Source organism: Caballeronia sp. M1242 (assembly GCF_017220215.1).
Lineage (GTDB): Bacteria > Pseudomonadota > Gammaproteobacteria > Burkholderiales > Burkholderiaceae > Caballeronia.
Window position 1 is genome coordinate 337433 of sequence record NZ_CP071131.1, and the last position, 22793, is coordinate 360225.

The 22793-nt window shown below is 62.1% G+C and carries 20 protein-coding genes; 8 read left to right on the forward strand and 12 right to left on the reverse strand.

The window, feature by feature from the left end:
- Positions 1-2: 2 nt before the first annotated feature.
- On the forward strand, positions 3-653 hold the full coding sequence (locus JYK05_RS20995) for a hypothetical protein (RefSeq protein ID WP_206470415.1): 651 nt from the start codon (positions 3-5) through the stop codon (positions 651-653).
- Between the two features lie 73 nt (positions 654-726).
- Here JYK05_RS20995 and JYK05_RS21000 read toward each other — a convergent pair whose 3' ends face one another.
- A complete protein-coding gene (locus JYK05_RS21000) occupies positions 727-1077 on the reverse strand; it encodes a hypothetical protein (protein WP_206470416.1) in 351 nt (116 codons plus the stop codon).
- A gap of 491 nt (positions 1078-1568) precedes the next feature.
- Between JYK05_RS21000 and JYK05_RS21005 the strand changes: the two genes are divergently transcribed.
- Both JYK05_RS21005 and JYK05_RS21010 read left to right on the forward strand, forming a co-directional pair.
- Positions 1569-2627, forward strand: a complete 1059-nt coding sequence (locus tag JYK05_RS21005; protein WP_256443443.1) for an acyltransferase — start codon at positions 1569-1571, stop codon at positions 2625-2627.
- A gap of 616 nt (positions 2628-3243) precedes the next feature.
- Entirely contained in the window at positions 3244-5517 is a 2274-nt protein-coding gene (locus JYK05_RS21010) for a phosphocholine-specific phospholipase C (RefSeq protein ID WP_206470418.1), read from the forward strand.
- Between the two features lie 284 nt (positions 5518-5801).
- Here the strand turns inward: JYK05_RS21010 and JYK05_RS21015 are convergent, their stop codons facing one another.
- Both JYK05_RS21015 and JYK05_RS21020 read right to left on the reverse strand, forming a co-directional pair.
- Entirely contained in the window at positions 5802-7028 is a 1227-nt protein-coding gene (locus tag JYK05_RS21015; protein ID WP_206470419.1) for an MFS transporter, read from the reverse strand.
- A 394-nt stretch (positions 7029-7422) separates the two neighbouring features.
- Positions 7423-8499, reverse strand: a complete 1077-nt coding sequence (locus JYK05_RS21020; protein WP_175943421.1) for an MBL fold metallo-hydrolase — start codon at positions 8497-8499, stop codon at positions 7423-7425.
- Positions 8500-8659: 160 nt separating this feature from the next.
- Between JYK05_RS21020 and JYK05_RS21025 the strand changes: the two genes are divergently transcribed.
- Together JYK05_RS21025 and JYK05_RS26445 are read left to right on the forward strand one after the other, a co-directional pair.
- Positions 8660-8917 (forward strand): hypothetical protein, encoded by a 258-nt coding sequence (locus JYK05_RS21025; protein WP_206470420.1) that lies wholly within the window; start codon positions 8660-8662, stop codon positions 8915-8917.
- A 235-nt stretch (positions 8918-9152) separates the two neighbouring features.
- Entirely contained in the window at positions 9153-9359 is a 207-nt protein-coding gene (locus tag JYK05_RS26445) for a hypothetical protein (protein ID WP_241270073.1), read from the forward strand.
- 7 nt (positions 9360-9366) lie between these two features.
- On the opposite strand, the gene JYK05_RS21035 is transcribed toward JYK05_RS26445, so the two are convergent.
- The gene (locus JYK05_RS21035) at positions 9367-10386 is read right to left on the reverse strand and encodes a GlxA family transcriptional regulator (protein ID WP_206470421.1); all 1020 of its coding nucleotides are present in this window, start codon (positions 10384-10386) and stop codon (positions 9367-9369) included.
- Positions 10387-10505: 119 nt separating this feature from the next.
- Between JYK05_RS21035 and JYK05_RS21040 the strand changes: the two genes are divergently transcribed.
- Entirely contained in the window at positions 10506-11147 is a 642-nt protein-coding gene (locus JYK05_RS21040; RefSeq protein WP_206470422.1) for an HD domain-containing protein, read from the forward strand.
- Between the two features lie 20 nt (positions 11148-11167).
- Here JYK05_RS21040 and JYK05_RS21045 read toward each other — a convergent pair whose 3' ends face one another.
- Positions 11168-11935 carry an SDR family oxidoreductase gene (locus tag JYK05_RS21045; RefSeq protein ID WP_206470423.1) on the reverse strand — a complete coding sequence of 256 codons (768 nt, stop codon included), beginning with the start codon at positions 11933-11935 and terminating at the stop codon, positions 11168-11170.
- A gap of 692 nt (positions 11936-12627) precedes the next feature.
- Here JYK05_RS21045 and JYK05_RS21050 point away from each other — a divergent pair.
- Positions 12628-14385, forward strand: coding sequence for an ATP-binding protein (locus tag JYK05_RS21050; protein WP_206470424.1), 1758 nt, complete (start codon positions 12628-12630; stop codon positions 14383-14385).
- 36 nt (positions 14386-14421) lie between these two features.
- Here the strand turns inward: JYK05_RS21050 and JYK05_RS21055 are convergent, their stop codons facing one another.
- The 4 genes from JYK05_RS21055 to JYK05_RS21070 are packed head-to-tail and all read right to left on the reverse strand — an operon-like array spanning position 14422 to position 17774.
- Positions 14422-14877 (reverse strand): thioesterase family protein, encoded by a 456-nt coding sequence (locus tag JYK05_RS21055; protein ID WP_206470425.1) that lies wholly within the window; start codon positions 14875-14877, stop codon positions 14422-14424.
- 3 nt (positions 14878-14880) lie between these two features.
- A complete protein-coding gene (locus JYK05_RS21060; protein ID WP_206470426.1) occupies positions 14881-15828 on the reverse strand; it encodes an L-carnitine dehydrogenase in 948 nt (315 codons plus the stop codon).
- Positions 15829-15847: 19 nt separating this feature from the next.
- Positions 15848-16777 carry a 3-keto-5-aminohexanoate cleavage protein gene (locus tag JYK05_RS21065; RefSeq protein ID WP_206470427.1) on the reverse strand — a complete coding sequence of 310 codons (930 nt, stop codon included), beginning with the start codon at positions 16775-16777 and terminating at the stop codon, positions 15848-15850.
- A 58-nt stretch (positions 16778-16835) separates the two neighbouring features.
- On the reverse strand, positions 16836-17774 hold the full coding sequence (locus JYK05_RS21070; RefSeq protein ID WP_206470428.1) for a choline ABC transporter substrate-binding protein: 939 nt from the start codon (positions 17772-17774) through the stop codon (positions 16836-16838).
- A 180-nt stretch (positions 17775-17954) separates the two neighbouring features.
- Between JYK05_RS21070 and JYK05_RS21075 the strand changes: the two genes are divergently transcribed.
- Positions 17955-18926: a GlxA family transcriptional regulator gene (locus JYK05_RS21075; protein WP_206470429.1), complete on the forward strand. Its 972-nt coding sequence runs from the start codon at positions 17955-17957 to the stop codon at positions 18924-18926.
- A 2-nt stretch (positions 18927-18928) separates the two neighbouring features.
- On the opposite strand, the gene JYK05_RS21080 is transcribed toward JYK05_RS21075, so the two are convergent.
- The 3 genes from JYK05_RS21080 to betC all read right to left on the reverse strand — a co-directional run bounded on the left by JYK05_RS21080 (position 18929) and on the right by betC (position 22771).
- Complete coding sequence (locus tag JYK05_RS21080; RefSeq protein ID WP_206470430.1) at positions 18929-20116, reverse strand: porin; 1188 nt, start codon at positions 20114-20116, stop codon at positions 18929-18931.
- A 130-nt stretch (positions 20117-20246) separates the two neighbouring features.
- A complete protein-coding gene (locus tag JYK05_RS21085) occupies positions 20247-21194 on the reverse strand; it encodes a choline ABC transporter substrate-binding protein (protein ID WP_206470431.1) in 948 nt (315 codons plus the stop codon).
- Positions 21195-21235: 41 nt separating this feature from the next.
- The gene (gene betC, locus JYK05_RS21090) at positions 21236-22771 is read right to left on the reverse strand and encodes a choline-sulfatase (protein ID WP_175943447.1); all 1536 of its coding nucleotides are present in this window, start codon (positions 22769-22771) and stop codon (positions 21236-21238) included.
- Positions 22772-22793 lie beyond the last annotated feature (22 nt).

The window sequence follows — 22793 nt, forward strand, 5'->3', positions numbered from 1 at the left end:
TCATGAAGTTGTTGCTCGCTGTCGCGGCAGGCGCTGTCGCGCTCTCCGCCCCGCTCGTTCACGCACGCGAAATCTACGGCCAGATCGGCACGGAAGGCGCAGGCATTGGTTTTTCTCAGCCGCTCGGCAGCCGCGACAACGTGCGCGCCGAGTTCAACGGCGTGCAGTTCTCGCACAGCTTCAACTCGGGCGATCTGCACTACGACGGCACCGCGCATATCTATCACGGCGGCCTCTATCTCGACTTCTTTCCCGCGCCGGACACCGTGAGCTTCCGGTTCACGGCGGGCGCGCTGATCGGCAACGATAATGTCGATGCCACCGCCACCAGCCCGAGCGGCACCTACACGATCAACGGCACGCCGTATCCGACGCTCGGCGAAAGCATTCACGCTAAAGCCCGCTTTCCGACGGTGCGGCCGTATCTCGGCATCGGGTTCGGGCATACGCCGATGGCGCAAAAGGGCTTTTCCGCTTTCTTCGATGCAGGCGTCGCCTATGGCCGTCCCCACGTCGACTTCGACGTGCCGGCCGATATCGTTGCCGAAGCCGGCGCGGCGAACATCGAAGCCGAGGAGCGCAAATTACAGGACAAGGCTGACAAGCTGCGGTTCTATCCGATCGTCAAAGTCGGCGTGACGTATCGGTTCTGATGTGTGACGCAGCGTCGTGGTTGCGGCATCGTTCAGCCGTTGCCACTCGTGCGGTTCGCCAAAGCGTCCCGATCTAGCCCTGCTGGCCGGGGCCTGGCGGAGTCGGCGTGGCTGCGTCGATGGTGCGGCCACCGGCCCGCTGAAGCGCGGCCTCGACGTCCTGAGCGCGAGCTTCATCGACGCGCGCAGTCAGAATGTAGCGTGACACTTCGCCCTGATGCCTGAAACGCCTGTCGTACTCCTCTTCCGTACTCAGCGATGTCACGCTGTCGCCCGCGAGAAAATTGCCGCGCACAGGGCCCGCTTCGTCTGCCTGAAACGCGATATCAACCGCGTCCGCGTCGACGCCGGCCTGTAGAAGCGCTTCACGCGCTTGCTCGGTTTCTTCAAGAGACCGAAAAACTCGTGCGATCGTCGTCTCCATGCTTTCCCCCTGTCGACATGAGGATGACGCAATCGTCGTGCCGCAATGGGCTCTTAATGTGCGCGAGTACGTGCGAGTAGCTTGAGCCATCCATCGATGATTACGCCGCCTCAGCGGCGCCTCGATATGCGGCGCAGAGGACGCCCAACGCGACTCGTGAGCAAAGATGGCTCACCGTCTGCTTTGGAACACAACGACCAAGTTGGCCCGCGGTTCGGGCGGCGTTGCAAATCGTCGAGAAGTTGCCAACGACGAGATCGCAACACCGTTGAAGCTACACGACGATGCGACGCCTCCTGCGAAGAGCATGAAAGTGAAGGCCGAAGCGTGCTCGCTGGGTGACCGCCGAGGCGGCCGATGAGCGCCGGAGGGCGTGACGACATTGCTCTATACTCGCAGCTTTGCGACTTTCGGCTGGATCACGCAGCGCCCAGCTCCGCTCGCGATACGGTCGGATGGAGCACACGAAACTGCGCCGACAAACGATCCAGATGCATAGGAACAACTTTGACTTCTTAAGACTCGCGGCAGCAATGATGGTGCTGTTCGCCCACCAGTTTGCCTTGTTAGGTCACGAGCCACCCTCGCTCGGTGCGCGGCTGGACCCCGGTGCAATCGCCGTCGCCACCTTCTTTGCAATAAGTGGCTTCCTGGTCGCCCAAAGCTGGACGGTCGACCCGCACGCATGGCGCTTCGCAGCAAGGCGCGTCCTACGGATCTGGCCGGCACTGATCTTGACCACAGTCGTCTGCGCGTTCGTACTGGGTCCGCTCGTTAGCGCACTGCCCGCCAGCGCCTATTTCACATCGCATGAGACATACGCATATCTTTCATGGCTTCGGCTTCGCTCAACGTTCAATCTGCCTGGCGTCTTCGCTAATCTGCCTTATCCGAACGCAGTCAATGGCTCTTTGTGGAGCATTCCGCTCGAAGTCCATTGGTATCTGATATTCATTCTGATTGCACTGGTCGGATTGCTGCGCTACCGCTGGGCCGTGGCGGCTGCTACGCTGGCTTTCGCTGCCTATCACTTCGGTGTCTATCATGCGGAGACAAACGTACCGCAGTGGACCAACGAATACGGGTTGTTCTTCTGTGCAGGCGTAACGCTCTTCTTCCTCCGTGACTATTGGTCCGACAGAAAGCTTCTTATCGCACTCGGCCTAACGCTGCTTGCAGGAGGACTCGTCGCTTATGGGCATCGGCTCATTGCCATGTGGATTGCATGGCCTTTTCTTGTCGTGGCGTTCGGAACGTCGTCAACACCCATCCTTCGTGATTTCGGCCGGTTGGGAGACTTTTCATACGGTGTCTACATCTTCGCCTTCCCGGTTCAGCAAACGTTGATCTTGGCGACATCCGGGCGATGGTCGGTTAGCCAGTACCTCGCGTCGGCAACGGTGCTGTCACTCATGCTCGCAGCATTTTCATGGCATTGCGTCGAAGAGCCTGCATTGCGACTGAAGCCTCGTCGGCCCGCAGAGAGACCGAAACATCCCATTTCGACGCTCCTGTCGCCCATCAGGAGGTTGCGGACGAGGGCTCGATGATTCAGCGATGGAGATCTAAAACCGGGGTGCGCTGCTTCGCAGTGAATGCCTCAACCGCCGAAGTGCGGCCTCCGACTGTGAACTGCCTACTCTGCCCGGCTTGAGCCGGGCTTTTCTTTTCGAGGTCGCTTCGTCGCAACGACGAAGGCACGTAAGCGCCACTGAAGTGCGGGTTTTCTCGGGCAGTCGAGTGACTTTAGGTCGTCTATGTTGCATATCCTGGCGACCGCGCGTTTTCGAACGCCCTTTTCTTACTAATAGGATGCGGTAGCGATCCGCAACCGTTTGCGCGCAAGTGACTCTGGGATATGCCGCGTCGCTTCACAGTTTTGCCAATAACTCGGCGTATTTTCTGATGAACGGCTAATCGCCGTTTCGATGATCCTGTCCGCTCAACTATCTTAACCTTAGGTGAAGTCTTCCATGCGCCACTGGCCTCTGCTGGGCAAACCACTATTTCTGGCCGGGTGTATGTGCGTAGTGCTGACACTCTCCGCATGCGGCGGAAGCAGCTCCTCGTCCAACGTTTCGGCGTCCACTGCGTCGAGCTGTAACGCAAGTCATTGCGCACCGACTCCCTAAATCGTACATCTGAAAAATACAACTACAGGCAAGCATGACTGATCAGTCCAAGCGGCGATTCCTTAAAGCGTCTCTTAATACAGCTGCCGCGGCAACGATGCTGTCCACTTTCCCTCCGGCAATTCGGCGAGCTCTGGCCATAGATGCGAACAATAAGACCGGGACAATAAAGGACGTCGAGCACGTCGTTCTGCTGATGCTGGAGAATCGTTCATTCGACAGCTACTTCGGCACTTTCAAGGGTGTTCGAGGCTACGGCGATCGCTTCGCTATTCCTTCACCCATCGCCCGGAATATCTTCTACCAAGAGTTCACCCAGGCCGGCACCAAAAAGACTCTCATTCCTTATCATCTCGACGAGGCGGCCGGCAATGCACTCCGGCCAGGAAGCACACTTCACACATGGCTCGACACTCAGGCCGCATGGGATAACGGAAGGATGGCTGCGTGGCCAACCGCCAAGAGTCCCTTGTCGATGGGCTATTACGAGGCAGCAGAGGTGCCCTTCCAACGCGCTCTCGCCGACGCGTTCACGTTATGCGAGGCCTATCACTGTTCTATGCATGCGGGCACAATCTCCAATCGTCTGTTCTATTGGAGCGGAACGAACGGGCCCCGAGGACTGAGGCCTTCTGACGACACACCGGTGACGGTGGCCGCACTGAACAATGAGTTCAACGTGGGAAACGGTATTGGACCGTCCACTGACGGCTGGACGTGGACGACATACGCCGACCGGCTGGAGCGTGCGGGCGTGACGTGGAAGGTGTATCAGAGCCTGCTCGACAACATGGGCTGCAACCAGATGTTAGGCTTTCGCCACTGGAGAGCGGCGATCGAGCGAATGCCCGAGGCGCGCCGTCCGGCTTTCGTCCCTGTCGCCAACCTCCAGCAGCCGTCCACCGCCGCCGGACCCGCCTACGATCCCGCAATCGACAACGCGCTGAGCCCCCTCGCGAAGGGCTTCGGGAACACGATGCCGCAGGGCTTCCTCGAGACGTTTAGGGACGACATACAGAAAGGCACCCTGCCGTCGGTGTCATGGATCATCCCTCCCTCGATGTACAGCGAGCATCCCGCTCCTTCCAGTCCGGTGCAGGGAAGCTGGTATGTACAAGAAGTGCTTGACGCGCTGACATCGAACCCGGACGTGTGGAGCAAAACAGTACTTCTCGTCAACTATGACGAGAACGACGGCTTGTTCGATCACGTTCCACCGCCGAGTGCGCCCTCGCATTTCGCTGATGGCACGCTCGCCGGCGGAAGCACCCTATCCGATAGCGACATGGCCTATGAGTACCACAATTTCCAACCCGCAACGAGCAGTCAGCCGCCCGTCGACGGCAGACCGTACGGGCCCGGAACGCGCGTACCAATGTTGGTCATATCACCGTGGAGCCGCGGGGGCTTCGTGAATTCGCAGGTTTTCGATCACACGTCCACGCTCATGTTCCTCGAACGGCGCTTTGGCGTAGTCGAGCCTCAGATCAGCCGTTACCGTCGCGCGATCTGCGGCGATCTGACGTCCTGTTTCGACTTCGTCGATCCCAACAACGCCAGCCTGCCGACGCTAGCAGGACGCACCACAAAGGCGGCGGCCGACGCGCTTGCGACAACGCAAGCCAAGGCGTCCGCCATCGAGATTCCGAGTGCAACAGAGCACTCAACACTGCCTCGCCAGGCAACCGGCACGCGGCCATCGCGGGCGCTGCCGTATGAACTGCACACGACAGCGCATATCGCCGCAGGCAGACAGTCGGTGACGTTGGAATTCGCGAATGGAAGCACGAATGCTGCGGGCGCCGTGTTCCACGTGTACGACAAGAATCATCTCGACGTGCCGCCGCGCCGCTATGTCGTGGAGGCCGGGAAGACGCTCGCTGGCACGTGGACGATACCCGCTGGGGACAGCGGCCGGTATGACCTATGGATAGTCGGACCAAACGGCTATCATCGTCAATTCTCCGGCGATTTGCGTGACGTCAGTTCGGCGGCGAACCCAGAGATCCAGGTTTGCTACCAACCGTGCGACTCGTCATGGGTAATGGTCAAGCTGCATAACCGCGGCACCCAGGCGTGCACGTTCACCGTCGAAGCGCTCGCCTACCGCAACGACGGCCCGTGGACCGTGCCGGTTCCCGCGAACTCGGTGAGCGAACTCAGTTGGGCGGTGACTAACAGTGGAAACTGGTATGACTTTAGTGTAACCAGCAACGCATCTACTGCTTTCAAGCGCCGATTCGCTGGGCGAATCGAAAATGGCAAGGACCTCATATCGGATCCGGCCATGGGAGTCGTGGTGGCGTGATGGCGAAGACTGCTACTGGGCTCCGGACGATACGCGCTCGAAGGAGTAGACCTATTGACTTGAATCAAGAGTCAATGCGCTTGGCGAGACGAAGGGGCGAGTACGTGCGGCACGCGGTGACTCAATTTCGCTGACGGGTCCGGGGCGCGGGCTCCATGACAACGAGCGGCGCGTCGCCGTGATCGAGCACAGGCGAGAGCCCTCGCCGTCGGCCAATTGCAACCGGTAGACCGCCCGCGATCGTTCTCAGACCCAACCGCAACCTCACCCAAACCGGTCGAACATCAATCGAGCGACGGCTTCGCCGCCATCGCCATGCCCGAGCGCCCCAGCGCCGTCACGCGATGCAACGTCACAAGACCGAGCACCGCCAGCACCGCGCCGAGCATGAAGTCGGTTTCCACTCCCGCATGGTCGACAATCGCGCCGCCGACGGCCGACCCCGTCGCAATGGCCACCTGAATGATGCTCACGAACATCGCGGAGCCGGCTTCCGGATAATCCGCCGTCCCGCTTTGAATCCACACGCTAAAGCACAGCGGCAGCGCGCCGAAGGCAATGCCCCAGATCAGCATGGCGGCAGTCTCGCCGATGTGCGAATGCCCGAGAAGCAGCATCGACATGATTGCGGCGAGAAGCAGCACGATCATGGCCCCGACGGATTTGACGAGATGTTTCGCCACGATCATCGACATGAGCGCGTTCGAGAAGAAGCCGATGATGCCGAAGCCCAGCAATAGCAAGGTGATGGCATTCAGCGAGAAGTCCTGCTCCAGCAACGGCGCGATATACGTGTAGGTCGAAAAATGCGCGCCGAAAGCGAACGCGACCATCACCATGCTGAGCCGCGCGTGCGGCCGCGCGAGCAGCGCCCGGAAGTCCTGAAGACGCAGCGCGGATGCGGACGGCAGCCGCGGCACGAGCAGCGCCTGAGCGATCAGCGCCACCGCGACGAGGCCCGCGGTCGCTGCGAACGAAAGACGCCACGACGCGAACGATGCGATGAAGATGCCGAGCGGCACGCCGATGACCGTGGCGAACGTCACGCCCGTGAGGATGATCGCCGTGGCTTTCGCCGCATCGTTGCCTTGCACGAGTCGCGGGGCCGCAGCCGTCGCGAGCGTCCAGAATCCGCCGAGCGCCGCGCCGAGTAGCGCGCGACCGACGAGCATCGTAGTAAGGCCCGGCGCCATCGCGCAGACGACGTTGGAGACGAAGAGCACCGCCGTGAGCAGCAGAAAGACGTATCGACGGTCCATGCGGCCCGCACCGACGAGCAGCGTCGGGGCGAAGATGGCGGCCATCACGCCGGGCGTCGTCACCATCAGGCCCGCGACGCCCGGACTCACGCCCAGGTCGTGCGCGATTTGCGGCAGCAGGCCGACCGGCAGGAATTCCGCCGTCACGAACGCAAATGCGCTCACTGCGACGGCGAGCACCGCGAGCCATTGACGCAGCGTGGTTGTCTGGCCGTTCGATGTTCCGGAGTTCGTAGTGGTGTCGAGGTGCATGGGGATCGAGGCGAATAGGGAGCAACGCTTCGGCGTAGCGTTCGACATCGAACGGCCGGCGCGACGAATGCCACACTGTAGGGGTATACGCGATCACGAAAAAGGCCGGAGCCTCGAATTGACAATCCGGGGCGGGCGAACAATCGCGCGAAGAATTGAGGCGGGGGCTGGACGTGCGGCTGGTCGATTTGACCGAATAGGCAGGTTCCGTACGTCACGTTCTTACTGACGTCTCGCATCGTGAACGAAGCATGTCTTCTGCGTCGGATGTCGCCTCTTGTGAGCGATCGAGCCGCAGTGAGACAACGTTCGTCGAAGGCAGTTCAGTACGCCACGGGCGGCACGCTCATTAGCGTGTCGCAATGACATAGCGGGAACTCGGACGGCGCGCCCTTCAGGTGCCGCCCATGTAAAACTCGTCACGGTTATTGCCGCTCGTCCGAATGCAGATCGGCGACCGATACAGCGGCTCGGCATACTTCGTCCCCGGCAGTTCGTCGCGTATCTTCGTGAAGAGCGGCGCGAGGCCGTTGTCTAACCACAAGCCCCAGATCGCATCGTGATGGTCGGGCAGGAAGAGCTTCGGTTTGAACAACTGAAGATGCTGGAACGTGAAGCTCAATTGCGTTTCCGCGATCGGATGCGGCGTCCACGGAAAGATGCCGACATCCACGCCCGGCGCCACGCTCGTCGCAAGCTGCAACTCTTCGGGGCTGGGATTGCTCACGCTGTCGAACCACACGATCTTGAAGCCGTTCGGGAACGTGAACGTGAAGCCCATCGTGCCTTGCGTGACGATGTTCGGATCGCTCGATCCGCGCGCCGAAACCGCATCGTGTTGCTGCTGTTCGGCGGCGGTCAGCGGTGGCGCATCGAGTGCGTAGAGCGCGGCGAGCTGAGTCGTCAATCCGGCTTCGATCGTGCTGTGGATGATATGCGTCGGCGTGATGCTGATATCGCCATACGTGAACTTCTCGGTGTTGTTGCCCGTCACCGTGGTGGTCTGCGCGACGGGCACGCCGAGCACCTGCGCTTCCTTCGTCGTGATCGCGGAGCCGATGACCTGTGCCTTCGTCTGCGCCGCGACCGCGGCGACATCGCTGATGTGATCGGAATGCGCGTGGCCGATCAGTATCACATTCGCCTTTTGCACCTGCGACACGGTGAAGCCGAGCGGCGCCGTGCGCGCGGGCCGCTCGTAGTACGTGTCCATGATGACGACCACGCCGTGATACGCGAGCTCGTAGTTCGCGGTGCCGAGCCAGCGCAGCACTGCGGTATCGCCTTGCGGAAGCGGCCCGCCTTGCGATGCGGGAACGAGACTCTGACACGCGGGATCGGACGCGAGCGGCGCGTCCGCCGCGTTGGCCGGCGTGATGCCGGAGTCGTGGTCGTGACCGCACGCGGATAGCAACGAAGTCGATGCAATCAGCGCCGCGATCAAGGTTCGCAAATGGCCAGCCCTTCTCATGACATGTCTCCTTGGTGGACTACCGACAGAAAACCTGAATCCTCGGGTCATGCGAAAGCTGGCTTCGAAACGATACTAGTCCTCGAAAAACGCGCGCGTCTATATGCCCTGCAGCATTTACTTCAGAGCGAATGCGCGTTAGGTTCGACACGTCACGACAGTGCTCGCAGCCGTCTGCGAGAAGCATGCGACGCAAGCTGTCGACATTGCGTTATTGCCGAAAAAGCCTTACGCCAGCGCCATCAGCCGGGCCGGCGCGACGCCTTCCATTGAGCGGAGGAATAGCGTTACTTATGCCCAGGTGTCCATCTCCGTCAAGGAAGACTGTCTAAACGCGCAAGAGACGACGCGGCCGAAGCGCGCGTGCGTCGCCGTCCACGCGCTCTACGAGCAATTGGAGGAAACGGCGGTGCTCTGATCAATCCGCCGCAGCGGCCGCAGCAACGAACTGCCTCATACAGGCCGACATACGCTGTCTAAACAGGTGGACATCTCAGGAGACAACCATGGCTGGCGTAGGAAGCGAAAAGGTATCGAGAACGACAAAGTCATCGTATGGAACATCGTGCTCCAACCGGGCGAAGAGACGCCGGTTCATACGCATGAGCACTCGTACATGTGGTACGCAATAGAAGGCGCGCCGCTCCATATCTATGACCAAGGACGGCGCGGACTTAGGCATCTTCGAAGTACCGACGGGCGCCGTGTATTCGCTCAAATGCGAGGGCGGCTATCTCGAAGTGCTGTCGGAACTCGGCAAGGGCGCCCGCGTGCCGGCCACGCACAAGGCGCGCAATGACGGCGCGCGGCCGTATCGCGAAGTGCTCGTCGAATATAAGGACGCCATGCCGGCTAGCTGAAGCAGGCTCAGGGTCTCGGCTGCCTGACTGAACGCGCCGAGATCTGATCCGCTGTTTCGTCAGCGCGTGCCAGGGTCATGAACCGCTTCCGGTACTCAGAAGGCGTCACGCCCACGTGCTTGACGAAGGTGCGCCGCAACACGTCCGCATTCGCGAACCCGCAGTTCGCAGCGAGCTGTTTCGGCGCATCGCCGCGCGTCTCGATGAGATTGCGCGCGGCCGCCACACGCGCAGTTTCCACCCAGACCGCCGGCGTCACGCCCACTTCTGCCTGAAAGAGCCGGGCAAAATGGCGCGGGCTCAAACGGGCATGCGCGGCCATGCTGGCCACGCTATGGTCGAGCTCGGGCCGCGCCGCGACGAGCCGCTGCACTTCCTGCAAGACCGAGCGGCCCGCTGGCTGCGCGCGGCCTTTTCGGCTGAACTGCAATTGTCCGCCGGGGCGCTTGAAGAACATGACGAGCTGACTGGCGACGCGCATCGCGATCTCGCGCCCGAGATCTTCCTCGACGAGCGCGAGCGCCAGATCAAGGCCGGCCGTCACGCCCGCAGCCGTGCGCAGCTTGCCATCCCGCACATAGAGCGCGTCCGGCTCCGCGGTCACTGTCGGATAGCGGCGCGACAACTCGTCGATGCAAGACCAGTGAGTCGTGACGCGCCGCTTCTCCAGCAAGCCTGCTTCGGCAAGAATGAACGCGCCGGTGCATACGGAGCCAAAGCGTTTCGATCGCTTCGCAACCGTCCTGAGCCACTCGCGCAATGTGTTCGAGATCGTCATGCTCGACGCGTGAGGCGCGCCCGCCACGAGCAGCGTATGCAGTGCAACGAAGTCGTCGCCGACTACCTCGTCCGGCAGCAGCCGCGCGCCCGACGAGCTTTTCAAATGCCCTCTCCGAGTGCCGACGATCTTCAGCTCGTACTCGTGGCGCCCCGTCTCGACGTTGGCTTGCGCGAACACGTCGAGCGGTCCGCATACGTCGAGCATCTGCACGCCGGGCACCGCAAGGATGGCAATTGTCTTGGCCATGACAGCATGACTCTCCAGGTCCGAATGTCGCGCGAAATGGCAGGATTCGGCGTTTCACGCGTAACGGTGCCAACGATACCACGCCTGACAATAGTGCTCATCAACCTCAGGAGAACATCATGAGCACTAGCGCGAATACCGTTGCGATTCCGGATAGCCAGCTTGCCCGAGCGATCACGGAGTTCGTCCGCGATACGGAGACGGAGCTTCTTTTCAATCATTCGAGCCGCGTGTATTGCTTCGGCGCGCTTGCCGGCCAGCGGCGCGGCGTGAAGTTCGACGCGGAACTGCTCTACGCCGGCGCCATGTTCCACGACATGGGCCTCATGCCTTCGCACAGCAGCCAGACCGAGCGTTTCGAAGTGGACGGCGCGAACGCCGCGCGCGACTTTCTGAGGCAGCACGGCATCGCACCCGCCGACATCGACCTCGTGTGGACCGCCATCGCGCTTCATACGACACCGGGCGTGCCGCAACATATGCATCCGGTGATCGCGCTCGTCACCGCGGGAGTCGAGATGGACGTGCTCGGTCTCGCTTACCCGGAGTACAGCGAGGCGGAAAGAACCGCTGTCGTCAGTGCGTATCCACGGACCGAGCACTTCAAGGAAGACATCATTCAGGCGTTCTACGACGGCATCAAACACAAGCCTCACACGACGTTCGGGAACGTCAAGGCCGACGTCATCGCGGACAAGGAACCGCGCTTCCGGCCGGGCAACTTCTGCTCGGTGATCCGCCATTCGGCGTGGCGCGGGTAGGCGTCGGGGTTGCGCGAGCGTCAGAGCACGGCGAGCCAGCCGCCGTCGACATAGATGATCTGTCCGTTCACATAGCTCGATGCGGGCGACGCGAGATAGACCGCCGTGCCGACGAGTTCTTCCGGCTTGCCCCAGCGCCCCGACGGGTTGCTGCTCTTGACCCACCGGTCGAAGTCGGCGTTGTCGACAAGCGCCTGATTCATGTCGGTGAGGATATAGCCGGGGCCGATCGCGTTGGCCTGGATATCGAACGGCGCCCACTCGGCGCTCATGGCGCGTGTGAGCATCTTGATGCCGCCCTTGGCAGCCGTATAGGGCGCCACCGTCGCGCGTGCCCCTTCGCTCGTCAATGAGCCGATATTGATGATCTTGCCGCCGCGCTTGCGCTCGATCATGCGCCGCGCCGCTTCTTTCGCGACGATGAACGCGCTCGTCAGATTGGTGTCGATGACGCGTTGCCAGTCGGCGAGCGCGAGTTCGATCATCGGCTTGCGGAATTGAATGCCCGCGTTGTTCACGACGATGTCGACTTCTATGCCTTGCGCGTCCCACGCTGCGAATGCCGCCGCAACGGATGCCTCGTCGGTGACGTCGAAGGCCTGGCCGCATGCGTCGAAGCCTTGCGCGAGCAGCCGGCTCACGGCGGCATCGACAGTCTCGGCCTTCGTCCCGTTGACGATGACGCGCGCGCCAGCCGCCGCGAAGCCCTCCGCGAGCGCATAGCCGATGCCGCGCGCCGAACCCGTGACGAGCGCCGTGCGGCCGCTCAGATCGAACAACTTGTTCATTGCTGTTTCCTTATGATGGACGCACATGCGCCGAGGCGGGTCCGAAAGGCCTGCCATCTTCGCGGCGCTGTAACGATAGCGCTTGCTCGGAGAAAGTATCGCCCCGGCGCGGCGCAGCGCCGCGCGCTCGTCGAACTCTTTCTGCGCACGTTCGATGAGCGGAGCGCGGTGGTCGGCCTCCTACTGCGGACAATAACGGAAGACCGCATGCTGCGTCTGATGAACGAACGGGCTGTCGCACGCCGTGAGTATGGCGCCGTTGAACCCGAGATCCGCGCACGCAGCTGCCCTGCCCCGCGACGGCCCGATGCATCGCATTGAATGCGAATCATCGTCGTGCACCACGCCCGCGCAAACCAGCAGCACGATAGTGCCGTGAGGCCGCCGCACTTGAAGCATGCCTTTGGCGTACAGCGCGTTCATGCTTTGCCGAATAGTAATACGGCTGACTCTATCGCCGGTTGATCGCGCACTTGCCGGTGCGAAGTCGGCATCGAATGCGACCCGTTCCACACATCCCTGCGAACGATCCGGAAGCTAAGGGAGAGCCATACAAGGGAGCAATCAGGCTCGACCCTGCGCCTAAGCGACTCAATCACAGCGGCCGCGAAGAGGAGGCACGTCCGCTGCTAGCAGACTCCGGTTGGCGCGTTGCGCCGCGCAACTACGTGGGCTCCGGAGGACGCTGACACATGAACATCGACCGCGACTTACCAGCCGACGCGTACCGGATCGTCTTCAGGCTGCTGCCGAGCCCTTGTCTGCTGCTCTCGGTCGACGAGGGCTACACGATCCTGGATGCGAACGAGGCGTACCTGCGCGAGACCGTCAGCGAACGCGAGCATCTGGTCGGCCGCCCGGTGTTCGACGCGTTTCCCGACAACCCCGAAGATCAGAAGACGCAGGCAACCAGAATTCTCGGCGAGTCGCTGGAACGCGTGATCCGGCTGCGCCGCACGGATGCAATGGCCTTGCAGCGTTACGACGTGCCGGACAGATCGAGCGATACCGGCGCGTTCATCGTGCGGTACTGGAGTCCGATCAATATTCCGCTCTTGAATCCGGATGGCTCGGTGGGATTCATCATTCATCGCGTCGAGAACGTCACCGACTTCGTGATGGACGTGCACAGCCGAACGACGGCGCTGCAAATTCCGGCAAGCGATCGCGGAAACAAACAGCTCGAGAGCGAATCGGAACTGATCCGTCGAAGCCGGCAGTTATCGAATTCAAATCAGGAACTACGCAGACTGAGCGAAGAGGCGTTCGCGCTCGCGGCCCGGCTGAAGGACGAGAGCATCAGAAAGGACGAGTTCCTCGCGATGCTCGGTCATGAGTTACGCAACCCGCTGGCGGGTCTCGCATCGGCGTTTCAGCTTATCGACAGGACCGATGCGGAGCAAGGCGTGCCGCAGGAAATCGGCTCGCTGATCAACCGCCAGATCGGCACGCTCACGCGTCTCGTGGACGATCTGCTCGATGCGTCGCGTGTTTCGCGTGGCACCATCCGGCTGCATCGTGAGCCGATCGATTTGCGCATGGTCATCGAAACGGCCGCCTACTCGGTGCGAAAAGAATTCGAGGCCAAAGGACATTCTCTCGTCATCGACCTCGCGCCGGGCGATTACGCGATGAACGGCGACGCGACGCGCTTGCAGCAAGTGGTCGCCAACCTGCTCTCGAACGCGGTCAAGTTCACGGACCCGGGCGGCAACATCGGCATGCGTTTGTCCGCGAGCAAGGCGAACGAAGAACGCCGGGCCGTGCTCATCGTCGAGGACAACGGGCGTGGCATTCCGGCGCGCCATCTCGAGTCCATCTTCGAGCTGTTCGCGCAAGTCAATACAACGCTCGACCGCGCCGAGGGAGGTCTCGGCATTGGTCTGAATCTCGCGCGCCGGCTGGTGGAACTGCACGACGGCACGCTCGTGGCGCGGTCCGAGGGCGAGGGCAAAGGCAGTCAGTTCATCGTCGATCTTCCGCTCTTGATGGAAGCGCAGCGGCTCGTTCCGGCGCCCGAGCAGCTGGTCTTTCACGGCGATCAGGACGTCTCCATTCTGCTCGTGGAAGACAACGACGACGTGCGGGCGGCGACTGCCGCAATGCTGGAGTCGCTCGGCTACACGGTCGCGACTGCGTCCGACGGCACGCGCGGCGTGGACGCGATGGTGGCCCAGACGCCGATGGTGGCCATCGTCGATATCGGCTTGCCCGGCATCGACGGATTCGAGGTGGCGCGGCGCGCGAAGGACATGCTCGGAATCAAGCGTCCGCATCTGATCGCGCTGAGCGGCTACAGCGGCCCCGAAGTGAGCGAGCGCGCCATCGAAAGCGGCTTCGACGATGTCTTCGTCAAGCCGATCGATCTCAAATTGCTGCAGCGATCCATTCACAGTGTCATGGCGAAGCACCATGCGGCGAAGTTAGGGTTAGGGGAAGCGAGCACGTGACTCGCTTGCCTTGATTCGAAGGATGCCTAACGACTGCTATCGAGGCAAGCCGATGACCCTGCCCGCATAGACCGCGTCCGTCGCGGCGATCGTCGCCTGTGCCGCAATGTTCGCCGCGATGTCTTCATCGAACGAAGCGGCCTTCGGCGCGCCGCTCGTGTCGATATGCATCAGCATCTGTTCGCAAGCGGACGCCGGCTCAACGCTCTCTCCCTCGAACATCTGCAAATACAGATGTATGCGCTTCCTGTCGTGCGCAATGACGCGCGCATCGACGCGCACGGCCGCGCCTTCTTTCAGTTCGCGCAGATAGCTGACATGCGCCTCCAGCGTGTAGAGCGTGCGATGCCGCGCGCGCCGCGCCGCGTCTCCAAGGCCGATGTCGTCCATGAAAGCATCCGTCGCGAGACTGTAGATCAGCATGTAGAACGCATCGCGCAGATGCCCGTTATAGTCGACCCACTCGGGCCTGACCGTGTCGCGGTAAATCATCTGTCAGTCCTCGATGCCGTGACGCGCCTTGGCCGCTGCGATCGCCTCGATCACGCTGGTGATGCAGTCGTCGCGATACCGTTCCAGATCCTTGGTGCTGCGTCCCTTCGTCTGCTTCGCGGTGCCGTCCACCACGCGGTCGATAAGTTCATCGGTCAGATCGGGCGCGACGAGCTTCGTCCACGGCAGTTGCAGTGCCGGCCCGAACTGCTGCATGAAATGCCGCATGCCCGCTTCGCCGCCCGCGAGCGTGTAGGTCAGAAACGTTCCCATGAACGACCAGCGAATTCCCGCGCCGTAGCGAATGGCGTCGTCGATCTCGCCTGTCGTCGCCACGCCTTCATTCACCAGATGAAGGGCCTCGCGCCACAACGCTTCGAGCAGTCTGTCGGCGATGAAACCGGGCACCTCGGCACGCACGCGTAACGGCCGCATGCCGATTGAAGCATAGAACGTCATGGCGGCGTCGATCGATTCTTCCGATGTGCTGCCGCCGCCCAGCACTTCCACGAGGGGCAGCAGATACACCGGGTTGAACGGATGGCCGACGACGCATCGCTCGGGGCGAACCGCGCTCGCATAGAAGTCGCTCGGCAAGAGTCCCGATGTCGACGACGCAATGATCGCCTCGGGTTTCGCCGCGCGGCTCACGCGTTCATGCAGCGCGAGCTTCAGGTCTTCGCGCTCGGGCGCGCTCTCCTGTATGAAGTCCGCGTTGGCGACGCACTCTTCCACGCTCGACACCACGCGCAGCCGTCCCTGCGAGGCGCCCGCCGCCAGCCCGACGCGCTCCAGCGCGGGCCATGCGTTCGCGACATTCGCGCGGACCACCGCTTCGGCGTTCGGCGCCGGGTCCCACACGGTGACATCGAGACCATGCGCGAGGGCGCGCGAAACCCATCCACTACCGATGACGCCCACGCCCAGCGCGGCGAATTGCTTGACTTGCATCTGCTCGCTCCTTCGGTGCTCACGCGAATTGTTCGACTGCGCGCTTTTCCAGCGGACGCTCGCCGCGCGCCGGCAGGCCCAGTTTTCTGCGCCCTTCGGCGGGCGTCAGCGCGCGGCCCCCCAAGCGTTCGATGATCTCGACGGCCCGCTGCACCAGCGTTCCGTTGCTCGCCGGCACGCCGCGATCCAGCCACAGATTGTCTTCGAGGCCGACGCGCACATGGCCGCCGAGCAGCATCGCCTGCGCGACCATCGGCATCTGCATCCGGCCGATGCCGAAGCCGGCCCAATGCGCGCCGGGCGGCAAGTTGTCGACCATCGCCTTCATCGTGCCCGTGTCGGGCGGCGCGCCCCACGGAATGCCCATGCACAGCTGGAAGAGCGGCGGCGCATCGAGCAGACCCTCTTTGAGCAGTTGATTGGCGAACCACAGGTGGCCCGTATCGAATATTTCGAGTTCGGGCTTCACGCCCAATTCCTGTATCCGCTTCGCGCCCGCTCGCAGTTGCGCGGGCGTCGAAACGTAGATGTAGTCGCCATCGCCGAAGTTGAGCGTGCCGCAATCGAGCGTGCATATCTCGGGCAGCAACTCCTCGACATGCGCAAGACGCGTGAGGCCACCGACCAGATCCGTGCCCTTGCCGAAGCGCATCGGCTCTTCGCCCGGACCGATCTCCAGATCACCGCCCATGCCCGCCGTCAGGTTGATGATGACATCCACGTCCGAAGAACGGATGCGGTCCACCACCTCGCGGTAGAGCGCGGGATCGCGGCTGCCTCGTCCGGTGTGAGGATCGCGCACATGGCAATGCGCGACGGTCGCGCCGGCGCGCGCGGCTTCGATGGCTGCGTCGGCAATCTGCTTGGGCGTCACCGGAATCGCGGGATGCCTGGTGGTCGTGTCGCCCGCTCCGGTGACTGCGCAAGTAACGATGACTTCGTAGTTCATGTCTGTATGGATACCTAAGTACTTCGAAAGACCGGTGAACGCGTCACCGGGGCGGAAATCAGAGGCCGAGATACTGTTTGACGGCGGGCAGACCGTCTTTTCCATCGACAGTCTTTACGCCCGCAAGCCACGAGTCGAGCAGTTGCGGGTTCTCCTTGAGATACGCCTTTGCTGCATCCGCGGGGCGTTCCTTGTTCATTACCCGCTGCATGAGGCGGTTCTCGAGGTCGGTCGTGAAGCGCAGGTTCTTCACGAGCTTGCCGGCGTTCGGGCAGCGCGCGAGAAAGTCCGGGTTGGTCAGCGTATAGACGCGCGCCTCGCCGTAGTTCGGGCCGAACACGTCGTCTCCACCCGCCAGATAATTGATCTTCATCTGAATGTTCATGGGATGCGGCTCCCACGCGAGAAACACCACCGGCTTCTTCTCGCGGATCGCGCGTTCCACTGTGACGAGCATCCCTGCTTCGCTCGATTGAACCAGCTTGAAGCCGCCGAGACCGAACTGGTTCGTGTCGATCATCTTCTGAATCTTGGCGTTCGCGCTGCTGCCCGGTTCTATGCCGTAGATCGTGCCATCGAGCTCGTCCTTGTGCTTCGCGATATCGGCAAAGCTCTTGATGCCCGCGTCGTACGCATAGCTCGGCACAGCGAGCGTCGCCTTGGCGCCCGAGAGATTGGGCGGCTCGATCTTGTCGATGCTCTTGGCATCCAGAAACGGCTGCACCGCCTTTTCCTGCACCGGCCACCAGTAGCCGAGCGACACGTCGATCTGTTTGTTCTTCAGGCCCGCGAGCGAGATGGGCACCGATGCGACCGTGGTGCGCGGCGTATAGCCGAGCCCTTCGAACAGCACGGACGCGAGCGCCGTCGTCGAGGTGATGTCGGTCCAGCCGATGTCGACGAAGCGCACGGTGCGGCAGGTCGCATCGTCATTCGCGTAGGCGACGTGCGCGGCACATGCGGATGCTACGAGAACCGAGAGCAGGCGAATTTTCATGGTGGCGTGACCGTCGAAAGAACGTGTGTAGAAAGTACCGCTGCATTAAACCACCGGAACGCCTCATTGCGACCACGAATTGACCGCGAGCGACGTGCGGGTTTACAGGGACACGCCCGATTGCGCGCGCTTTTTGCACTTGATAGCGTGACGGATCGCTGACTGGTGGCCCTTCATTCGATGCCCGTCCCTCAAGACTTCCACTTCCTGCTGCTGCCGCAGTTCTCGTCGATCGGCTTCATGTCGGCGATCGAGCCGCTGCGCGTGGCGAACCGCTTCAGGGGCGAGCTGTATCGCTGGCACATTGTTTCGGTCGATGGCGGGCCGGTCGTCGCGAGCAACGGCATTTCGCTCAATGCGGAGCGTTCCATCGACGAAGCCGCCGATGCGCGCACGCTCATCGTCGTATCGGGATTCGACCCGCTCGCCGCGTACACGCGCGGCATCGGCGAGTGGCTGCGCAAGCTGGATCGCGCAGGCGCGACGCTCGGCGGCATCGATACGGGGAGTTTCATTCTTGCCGAAGCGGGGCTGCTCGCGGGCAAGCGCGTGACCTTGCACTGGGAGGCGCTGGCGGCATTCGCGGAGCAGTATCCGTCCATCGAAACGAGCCAGGAGATCTTCGAGATCGACGCGCGACGCATCACTTGCGCGGGCGGCACGGCATCCATCGACCTGATGCTCGATCTGATCGCCCGCGATCACGGCGCGGAACTCGCCGCGCAAGTCTCCGAGCAGTTCGTGCTCGGGCGCATCCGTCAGCGCAGCGATCATCAGCGCATGAAGATCGCCGCGCGTTACGGCATTCATAACCGCAAGCTGATTCAGGTGATCGGCGTGATGGAGCAGCACATGGAAGAGCCGCTTGCGCCCGATGCGCTGGCCGAATCCATCGGCGTCACGCGGCGACAGCTGGAGCGCCTATTCTGCTCAGCGCTGAAGGACACGCCGACGCATTTCTATCTCGGCCTGCGTCTCGCGCGCGCCCGCGAACTGCTTCAGCAAACCGACATGTCGATACTCGCGGTCTGTGTCGCATGCGGCTTCGAATCGCCTTCGCATTTTTCGCGGACGTACCGGGCGCGTTTCAACGCGAGCCCGCGAGAGGACCGCAGCGCCGTGCGCGCCGCGATCACCGCCCGGGCTGCGTGACGTTAGAAGGAGTGCCGCATGCCGACGCGCACATCGGCCTGCGTGTTCGACGTCGACGGCGTGAAGCTGTAGCCGATGACCGCGTCGACCGGGCCGGAAGAACGCAGGTAATCGCCGGAGATATAGACGTCGGTGCGCTTCGACAAGAGATAGTGCAGCCCGAGCGATCCCTGGTTCCAGTGATTGCCCTCGAAGCGCGTGTGCTGGTAGCCGCCGTAGAGCGCGATATCCGGCCTGAAGTTATAGGAAGCGCCCGCCTCGTAGACTCGCATGTAGGACGTCACGCCCAGCCCCTTGATGCTCGTCCACGTGAAATTGCCCGACACCATGAGATCGCCGATCGTCCACGCGGCGCCCATTGCCAACGCGCCTTGCTTGTCGGTCGGAAACGCGTTCGTGCTGTAGAGGTCCGTGCGCGCGCCCGTCACGGGATCGATGCTGACGACAGGCTGCCCGAGGAACGTATGCGCGCCGATCATCGCGTACGGATCGAACGCATAGATCCCATTGGGGTTATTCAATTGCGTATAGGCGACGCCGAGGTTAAACGTATTCGCGGCATAGTGCCCGCCCACGCTCCATGCGCTATTGCGATGGAAATTGCCCGCGACGTTGCCGAACGAATACATGCCGCCGAACGTGAAGCCGCCATAGTTGCTCGACAGGAACTTGACCGAGTTCGGCAGCCGGTCGCCGTTCATGCGGTCGAAGTCTCCCTGGTGAATCGCATAGCCGCTCGCCCACGCGGAGATGTTGTACAGATAGACGAACTCTTCGGTCATGTCGAGTTGATTACCGAACGACACCTGGCCCCACTCCTTGCTTGCGAGACCCACGTACGCCTGACGGCCGAACTCCGCGCCGCCGAATGCGTAGCTCCCGTTGCCGAGATGGAAGCCCGACTCCAGCGCAAAGACCGCCTGCAGACCGCCGCCCAGATCTTCCGTTCCGCGAAAGCCGATACGGTTGCCGTAAGAGATGCCGTCGTCGAACTTCACGACATGCGATCCGCCGGTGTTGTTCACATAGGTAATGCCCGCGTCGAGAATGCCGTAGAGCGTCACGCTGCTTTGTGCTTGTGCTTGAAGAGGCGCGATGGACGCGCTTGCTGCGAGGACGAAACCGGTGATGCACGACGCGCGTCGTGCATGGCGTCGTGCGTGGCGTTTTACGGCATTCGGTGTGTTCATCAGCGTGTCCTTTTTATTGTGGATCGACACGTAAAGTAAATTGCCATATACGTGGTGGCTCGACTAATTGCGACGCAAATGTGTTCAGTTGCGACGAGATCGCGCTGCATGCGTCGGCGCAGTGAGTCTGTTACTTCACGCCCAGCGCGCTTTGCACCGCTTCCAGTCCGTTGCCGCCGTTAGCCGTGGTCACGCCTTCGAGCCATGTTTTCAGGAGCGCGGGATTGCGCCTGAGCGCATCGGTTGCAGCCGAATCGATCTTCCGCTTCTTGTCCAGCACATCGGAGATGACGCCGTTCTCCAGATCGACGTTGAACGCCATCTGCCGGAACAGGCGCCCGACGTTCGGGCATTGCTGTTCATAGCCGCTGCGCGAGACCGTGTTCACCGTCGCGCCGCCGAAGTTGGGACCGAGATACTTGTCGCCGCCATCCAGATAGACGAGCTTGAACTTCGTGTTCATCAGATGCGGCTCCCACGCGAGGAAAACGATGAACTTCTTGTCGCGTATCGCGCGCTCGACTTGCGTCAGCATGCCGGTTTCGCTCGATTCCACGACCTTCCAGTCGCCCAGACCGAAGGCTTTGTCGTCCACCATCTTCTTGAGGTTCTGATTGGCCGGCGCGCCCGGCTCGATGCCGTAGATGCGCTTGTCGAACTTGTCGGCGTTCTTCTCCAGGTCCGCGAATGAGTGCACGCCGGCCGCCGCCACATAATCCGGCACGGCGAGCGTGAACTTGGCGTTGGTCAGGTTCGGCCGCATCACGTCGATGGATTTCTCGTCGACGAACGGCTTCACGAGCGGCGCCTGCGCGGGCATCCAGTTGCCCAGAAACACGTCGATCTGCCCTTTCTTCAAGCCCTGATACGTGATCGGCACCGAGAGATTCGCGACGTCCTGCCGATAGCCGAGCGCCTTCAGCACGATGCCGCTCATCGCGTTGGTCGCGTCGATGTCGGTCCAGCCGGGATCGGCCATGCGCACCTGCGTGCAGGACGGCGGATCGGCAGCGAATGCGGCCGACGCCGCGCAGCCGAGCGCGGTATATAAAACTGCCTGAAATAGGACTGTTTTCATCTGCGTTCCTGTCGGTGAGTGCGGTTGATGGTCAAGCGGCTTCAGTGCTCGACGGCGGGAAAGCGCGCCATCGCTTCGAGATCGTCGAGGTCGAGATGATTGCGCATGTAACGCTGGCTCGCATCGACGCGAGGCTGCCAGTCCCACGATTGAATCGCCCCGCGCGTGGTCGACGCGAAATGGAAGTGACGGCGGCGCTGGCTCGCCAGCACGTCGCGATGCAACGCGTCGAGGTCCCAGCGGCGCGCCACTTCCTCGCGAAACGCGGCAACGAGCTCGCGGTGCCGTTCGTCCTCCGCGAGATTGCTGCGCTCGAACGGATCAGCGTCCAGGTCATAAAGCTGGTCGGGATCGACCTTCGTATGAATGAACTTGTACGCCCCGCGCCGGATCATGACGATCGGCGCGATGGCGCCTTCGGCCAGATACTCGCCGATCGCTTCGTCATGACCGCCCGTTCCCGTCAGATGCGGCATGAGGCTGCGTCCGTCGATGGCGTCGGGCCAGTCGTGCGGCTGCGCGTTGCTCGCGAGCTCGACGAGCGTCGGCAGCAGATCGAGATGCGAGACCGAGTCGGCGACGCGATGCGCGTCGAACCGCCCCGGCCGATGCACGATGAGCGGCACGCGGCAGCCGCCTTCGAAGAAGGTCATCTTGTACCAGAGGTTGCGCTGTCCGAGCATCTCGCCGTGGTCGGAGGTGACGATGATCGTGGTGTCGTCCGCGAGTCCGGCCTGTTCCAGCGCTTCCAGAATGGCGCCGAACTGGTCATCGACATACGACACCGCGCCGTAGTACGCGCGCCGCGCGTTGCGGATTTGCTGGTCGGTCGGCGGCGTGCGATCGGCTTCGTACACGTGACGCAGACGCCGCGAATGCGGATCGCTCGCTTCTAGCGAGTCGCGATGAAGCGGCATGTCCACATCCTCATCGCGGTACATGTCCCAGTATTTGCGCGGTATCGCGTACGGATCGTGTGGATGCGTCAGCGACGCCACCATCAGAAAGGGCCGCGCGTCCTTGCCCGCTTGCCGCTCGCGGGCGATGTCGAAGAGCTTCTGGCGAGTGGTGAACGTCACTTCGTCGTCGAAGTCGAGTTGATTGGTGCGCACGCACGGACCCGCATCGATGACGGAACTCATGTTGTGATACCACGATGGGCGCGTGTCGAAGTCGCGCCAGTCGGGCGTCCAGCCGAAATCGGCGGGATAGATATCGGTAGTGAGACGCTCTTCGAAGCCGTGCAACTGATCCGCGCCGCAGAAGTGCATCTTGCCCGACAGGATCGTGCGATAACCCTCGGCGCGCAGATAATGCGCGAAGGTCAGCGTCTCGGACGGAAACTCGGCGGCGTTGTCATAAGCGCCGATCTTCGAGGGCAGCTTTCCCGCCAGCAAGGAGAAACGCGACGGCGCGCACAGCGGACTCGCGCAGTACGCCGATTCGAACACCACGCCGCGGCGCGCGAGCGCGTCGATATGCGGCGTCTTCGTGACGCGATTGCCGTACGCGGCGAGCGCGAACGGCGTGAGTTGATCGGCCATCAAAACAAGGATATTTTGTTTCGCTTCAAGCATGGAGCACGCCTCGAATAGAATC